Origin of the sequence: Actinomycetospora sp., assembly GCF_036497245.1 — a bacterium.
GTDB lineage: Bacteria > Actinomycetota > Actinomycetes > Mycobacteriales > Pseudonocardiaceae > Actinomycetospora.
Genome location: NZ_DASXJS010000149.1, coordinates 1 through 5,602 on the forward strand (window position 1 = coordinate 1; position 5,602 = coordinate 5,602).

7 protein-coding genes are annotated in these 5,602 nt (G+C 73.3%); 4 read left to right on the plus strand and 3 right to left on the minus strand.

Annotated elements, in window-relative coordinates; genetic code table 11:
* On the minus strand, positions 1 to 587 hold a 587-nt coding region (locus tag VGI02_RS16025; protein WP_331628555.1), incomplete at its 3' end, for an MFS transporter.
* A 189-nt stretch (positions 588 to 776) separates the two neighbouring features.
* Between VGI02_RS16025 and VGI02_RS16030 the strand changes: the two genes are divergently transcribed.
* Positions 777 to 1,157, plus strand: a complete 381-nt coding sequence (locus VGI02_RS16030) for a VOC family protein (protein ID WP_331628542.1) — start codon at positions 777 to 779, stop codon at positions 1,155 to 1,157.
* Positions 1,158 to 1,188: 31 nt separating this feature from the next.
* Here VGI02_RS16030 and VGI02_RS16035 read toward each other — a convergent pair whose 3' ends face one another.
* Positions 1,189 to 2,100 carry a TIGR03620 family F420-dependent LLM class oxidoreductase gene (locus VGI02_RS16035; protein ID WP_331628544.1) on the minus strand — a complete coding sequence of 304 codons (912 nt, stop codon included), beginning with the start codon at positions 2,098 to 2,100 and terminating at the stop codon, positions 1,189 to 1,191.
* Positions 2,101 to 2,111: 11 nt separating this feature from the next.
* Complete coding sequence (locus VGI02_RS16040; RefSeq protein ID WP_331628546.1) at positions 2,112 to 2,771, minus strand: MerR family transcriptional regulator; 660 nt, start codon at positions 2,769 to 2,771, stop codon at positions 2,112 to 2,114.
* Positions 2,772 to 2,855: 84 nt separating this feature from the next.
* Here VGI02_RS16040 and VGI02_RS16045 point away from each other — a divergent pair, with 84 nt between their 5' ends.
* The 3 genes from VGI02_RS16045 (at position 2,856) to VGI02_RS16055 (ending at position 5,075) form a co-directional block, all read left to right on the plus strand.
* Positions 2,856 to 3,806, plus strand: coding sequence for a hypothetical protein (locus VGI02_RS16045; RefSeq protein WP_331628549.1), 951 nt, complete (start codon positions 2,856 to 2,858; stop codon positions 3,804 to 3,806).
* A complete protein-coding gene (locus VGI02_RS16050; RefSeq protein WP_331628551.1) occupies positions 3,803 to 4,123 on the plus strand; it encodes a DUF2834 domain-containing protein in 321 nt (106 codons plus the stop codon). Before VGI02_RS16045 ends, VGI02_RS16050 begins: the two co-directional genes overlap by 4 nt.
* A gap of 226 nt (positions 4,124 to 4,349) precedes the next feature.
* The gene (locus tag VGI02_RS16055) at positions 4,350 to 5,075 is read left to right on the plus strand and encodes a hypothetical protein (protein WP_331628553.1); all 726 of its coding nucleotides are present in this window, start codon (positions 4,350 to 4,352) and stop codon (positions 5,073 to 5,075) included.
* Positions 5,076 to 5,602 lie beyond the last annotated feature (527 nt).

A 5,602-nucleotide genomic window follows, 5' to 3' on the forward strand; every position in this document is an offset into this window, starting at 1 on the left:
ACGACGGCCCCGCCGAGCAGCACGGCGCCGACGAGGTCCAGCGGCCGGCGCCGGTCCGCGGGGACCGCGACGTCACGCGGCAGCAGCCGCATCCCGAGCAGCAGGGCGACGATGCCGATCGGCACGTTGACGTAGAAGACCCAGCGCCAGCCCTCGGCGTCGCCACCCCACGCCAGCAGCAGGCCGCCGGTGAGGGGACCGACCGCGGTGGAGATCCCGATGGCCGCGCCGAAGAGCCCGAACGCGCGCCCGCGCTCGCGGCCGGAGAACAGCTGCTGGATCACCCCGATGATCTGCGGGTTCATCATGCCGCCGGCCGCGCCCTGCAGCAGGCGGGCGACGACGAGCATCGTCGGGTTCACCGACAGGCCGGCGACCACGCTGGTCACGGTGAACAGGGCGAGCGAGCCCAGGAACATCTTCTTGCGGCCGCGGTCGTCGCCGAGCCGACCGGAGGCGACCAGGACCAGGCCGAACGCCAACGCGTACCCCGAGACCACCCAGGACAGCTCGGCCGACGACGCGCCGAGGCTGCGCTGCATCGGCGGGAGCGCGACGTTGACGATGCTGACGTCGAGCAGGGTCATGAAGCCCGCGACGAGGCACACCACGAGGGCGCGCCAACGATTCGGGTCGGGCTGGTCCGGCGGAGGTGCCGGGACCTCGGTCTGGTCGCGGGCGGTCACGCACGTCAGGATGCCCCCGCCGTCGGTGCCCAAGCACACCGGTGACACGGCCGACCCCGCCGATCACGTCCGAGGAGGTGCGCCGCCCGCGTGGAGGTGCTCAGCAGCAGGATCCTCATCCGTCCCCGCGACCCCGAGGCGGCGTGGGCGTTCTACGGAGGCACCCTCGGGCTCGCGATCTCGCGCGAGTTCCCCGGGGGGATCGTCTACTTCCTCGGGACCGGCTACCTCGAGGTCTCCGGGCGGACCTCCGAGGGCCCGATCGGCCCGGACGCGCTGTGGGTGCAGGTCCGCGACGTCGCGGCCGCCGAGAGCGAACTCCGGGCGGCCGGGGTGACGGTCACGCGGGAGACCCGCACCGAACCGTGGGGCCTGCGCGAGTGCTGGATCGCCGATCCCGACGGGCGCGCGATCGTGCTGGTCGAGATCCCTCCGGACCACCCGATCCGGAAGGACCTCCGGCCCAGGTGAACCGATGTCGCCGCTCCGGCGACACCTCCGTTCACAGGGCCTTGGCCAGCTCCTCCAGCGCCGGGCGCGGGTCGTCGAACGGGGAGTCGCCGAGGACCTGGACGAGCACGTGGTCGGCACCCGCGTCGAGGTGGGCCTGCACGCTCGCGGCGGCGGTCGTCGCGTCACCGATCCCGACGAGCGCGCGGGCGAGCCGCTCGGAGCCGCCGCGGACCAGATCGGAGTCCTCGAACCCCTGCCGCAGCCACGAGTTCCGGTAGTTCGGCAGGCCCGAGTAGACCTCGAGGTGCGCGTGGGCACGGCGCAGCGCGTCCTCCTCCGTCGCGCCGTTCACCCCGGTGATCGCCACCGCCTGCTCGGAGACGACCCACTTGTCCGGCCCCAGCGCCGCGCGCGTGACCGCGGTCTGCTGCGGCAGCACCAGGTAGGGGTGGGCGCCGTCGGCGGCCGTCCCGGACAGCTGGATCATCTTCGGTCCCAGCGCGGCGATGAGGCGGGTGGGTCGCACGCCGGGCTCGACCTGCTCCCCGACGGCGTCCATCCGCTGCAGGTAGTCCCGCATCGTCGCCAGCGGCTTGGTGTAGGTGCCGCCGCGGCCGCGCTCGACCAGCGGTCCGTGGCTGACCCCGAGCCCGAGCACGAACCGGCCGGGGTGCAGGGCGGTGAGGGTGCGGGCGCCGGACTCGGCGGCGATCGGGTCACGCGCGTGGATGTTCGCGATGCCGGTCCCGACGACGAGGCGGTCGGTCGCGTTCAGGAACGCTCCGGCCTGCGTCAGGGTCTCCTTGCCGTAGGCCTCGCCGTAGAACAGCGAGCCGTAGCCCATCCGCTCGATGTCCCGGGCGACCTCGCTCGCGGCGCCGATCGTCCAGGAGTCGCTGGTCCACCAGACCCCGACGCGGGAGGGGAAGTCGACGGCCGGGGTTCCTTCCGTGGTGCTCATGATCTCCGACGCTAATCCTGGGCGTCGGCGCCCGCCCGCCCACCCAGGAGCTCGTGGGAGCAGTGCTCCTGGGCGAGGCGTCGCAGGGCCGCGAGCAGCGAGTCGCCCAGGACCGTCCCGACGACGGCGCCCTCGACGGTGCGTGCGCGGTCACCCCGGTCGACGACGGCGGCCACCTCGCGGCGGGCCACGCCCTCCATCGCCCCGGCGTAGAGCTCGAGCTGGCCGGCGAGGTCGTCGTCGCCGAGCCGGGTGTAGGTGGCGAGCACCTCGACGGCGGTGCCCCACGCCGGGTTCTGCGGCGAGACCTCCCACCCCCGTCGGGCCACGAGATCCGCCAGGGCCCGCTCCGCTCCCGCGCGGGCCTCGTCGTCGTCCTCGGCGTTCTCGGCGTGCCGCGGCGTCGTCGTCGCCTGCGCCCGGCCGAGCGCCTCGTGCAGCGGCACCTGCGGGTCGTCGACCGCCGCGAGCACGTCGCGCGTGGCGGCCACCGACAGGCCGCCGACGTCGATCAGCGCCCTCACCATCCGCAGCCGCCGGACGTGGCCGTCGTCGTAGGCGGCCTGGTTCGGGCCGGTGCGCTCGCCGGACGGGAGCAGGCCCTCCCGCAGGTAGTACTTGATCGACGCGACGCTCACTCCGCTGCGCCGGCTCAGCTCGCCGACCCTCATCCGGTCTCCCCTCTCGACATCCTTCTTCGGATAGTAGTACTGTCCGCTTAACGGACAGTGAAACTATCCACCGCGGGGGCCGACGTGCAGTCCTGGAACCGATCCCTCCTGGCGCTCACCGGCGCGATGATCCTCCTGGCCCTGGTCTGTGTGGGCGGCCTCCTGCTCGACCCGCGGACGCTGCTGGGCCAGCCGATCTGGGCGAAGCCGCTCAAGTTCTCGATCTCGATCGCGATCTACGGGGCCACGCTGGCGTGGATGATCTCGCTCGTCACCGGTCGTCGTGCGCGACGGGTCGCCACCGCGGCCGGCGCGGTGGTGGCGGCGACCGGGGCCATCGAGATGGTCGCGATCGTGGGGCAGGTCGTCCGCGGCCGCACCAGCCACTTCGACGTCGCCACGCCGTTCGACGCGACCGTCTGGTCGGTGATGGCGGCGTCGATCGTGACCCTCTGGGTGGCCACCGCCGCCGTCGGAGTGGTGCTCCTGCGCGAGCGGTCGCTACCGGTCGCGTCGGCCTGGGCGATCCGTCTCGGCCTCGGCGTCGCGCTGCTCGGGATGGCGGTCGCCTTCCTGATGACGGGCCCGACCGGCGCGCAGATCGAGACGGCGCAGGCCACCGGGTCGATGCCGACGGTCGGGGCGCACGCGGTCGGGGCGCCCGACGGCGGCCCCGGCCTGCCACTGCTCGGGTGGTCGACAACGGGCGGGGACCTGCGGATCGGTCACTTCGTCGGCCTGCACGGGCTCCAGGCACTGCCGCTGCTCGCCGTCATCCTGCTGATGGTGTCCGGGCGGGTGGCGAGGCTCGCGGACGAGAGGGTGCGGGCGCGGCTGGTCGCCGTCGGCGCGGGCTTCCTGACCGGCCTCACGCTGCTCCTGACCGGCCAGGCCCTGCGCGCCCAGCCGCTCCTCGCACCGGACGCGCTGACGCTCGGAGCTGCCGCGGCCCTCGTCGTCGGGACCGTTCTCGCCGCGGGCCTGGTGCTCTCGCGGGCACCGCGGCCGACGTCCCGCGAGGCGGTGCCGGCATGAGGGACGCCTACCTGGCGCTCTCGCTGGTCGGGCTCGCCGGGACCTGGTGGTTCAACCTGGCCTCCTTCGCCGCCGGCGAGGACTACCTGGCCGGCTGGTTCGCGAACTCCGCTGGTTCCTCGGCCGCCGTCGACATCCTCGTCGCCGGGCTCGCCGCCTGCGTGTTCATGGTCATCGAGAGCCGCCGCCTCGGCTGGGCGCCCTGGGTAGCGGTCGTCCTCGTGGTCGCGTCCTTCGCGATCGCCGTCGCCTTCGTCTTCCCGCTCTTCCTCTTCCTGCGCGACCGCCCCCGTTCCATCACGGAGGTCATCTCATGACTCACCGACGTGTCGTTGTCGCCGGGGCGAGCCTGGCCGGTCTGCTCGTCGCGCTCGTCCTCGCTGAATCCTCCGAGGTCACCCTCGTGGAGCCGGACGATCTCCTCGACTCCGTCGACCACCGAAGCGGAGCGCCGCAGTCGACTTCACCGACGACGACGGTCGAATCACGGGCGCCCGCGTCCGTGTCTCGTCGGCCGAGGAGGAGCTCCTGGAGGCCGACCTCGTGGTCGACGCGACCGGACGGCAATCCCGGTCGCCGCAGATGCTCGCGGAGCTCGGCTCCGGGCCCGTCCCGCAGGTCGAGCTCCAGCCGGGAGTGGGCTACGCCAGCCGCCGGTTGCGACGTCCCGAGCACCCGAGCTCCGGCTGGCACGGGACGATCGTGATGGCCCGTCCCGGGGAGAACCCGCGGTTCGGCGCACTCATGCCCACCGAGAACGGGACGTGCACGATCACTCTCGGCGGCATGGCCGGGCACTACCCGCCGACCGACGAGCAGGGGTTCCGGGAGTGGGCCCGCCACCTGCCCGACCCCGAGCTCCACGAGGCTCTCCTCGAGGCGACGCCGTTGTCGGAGATTCGGGGTTACAGGACCCCGTCCACTCGCTTCCGACGCTTCGACCGGCTCCGGCCCCTGCTCGGCTTCCTCGCCGTCGGTGACGCCGTCGCATCCTTCAACCCGATCTACGGCCAGGGGATGTCCGTGGCTGCCCTCGAGGCGTTGGCCGTGCGCGCCGTGCAGCACCGCGAGCCCCGCGATCTGGCGACTGCTGCGCGCAGGGCGGCCGCGGTCGCCGCCGGCCCGTGGGATCTCGCCGCCGCCCAGGACCGGTCCTGGACCACCGACCGACGCTCGACGACCGACCGTGTCCGGGCAGCTACCTCCGGACCGTCCAGGCGGCCGCGACCGAGGATCCCGTCGTGGCCCGCGCGTTCGCCGAGATCATGATGATGACCGCCGAACCCGCGGCCCTGTTCCGCCCCGCTGTGGTGCGAGGTCTCGCCGGGCACGCGTGGCGTCGTCGCCGCGTTCCCCTCGAGGTCCCGGAGGCAGTTCGATGAGCCCCTACGTCCGTCGCAGCGCCGACATCGACGGCGACTTCGTCGTCTTCGGGGTCCGGCCGTCGTCCAGTTCTGGCGGTCGTACTCCCGTCTCGGGTCCTACGCGCGCAGCGCGCAGGCCGAGCACCTCCCGGCGTGCGTTCAACCGGGCCGCCCGGGCCCACGGCGACTCTGTCGGCATCTTCCACGTCGGCCACGCGCATCGGGGCGCGGACCGACGACGAGGCCCCGGCGGCGGCACCGGCGCAGCCCTGAATCGGCCCCGCCCCCGCGGGAACGAACGACTCGTTCGTGGCTTCTAGCTGCACGAACGAGTCGTTCGTTCCGGCGGGGCGGTTCGGCCTACAGACCCAGCCGCCGCGCGATCAGCATCTTCTGCACCTCGCTGGTGCCCTCGCCGATCTCGAGGATCTT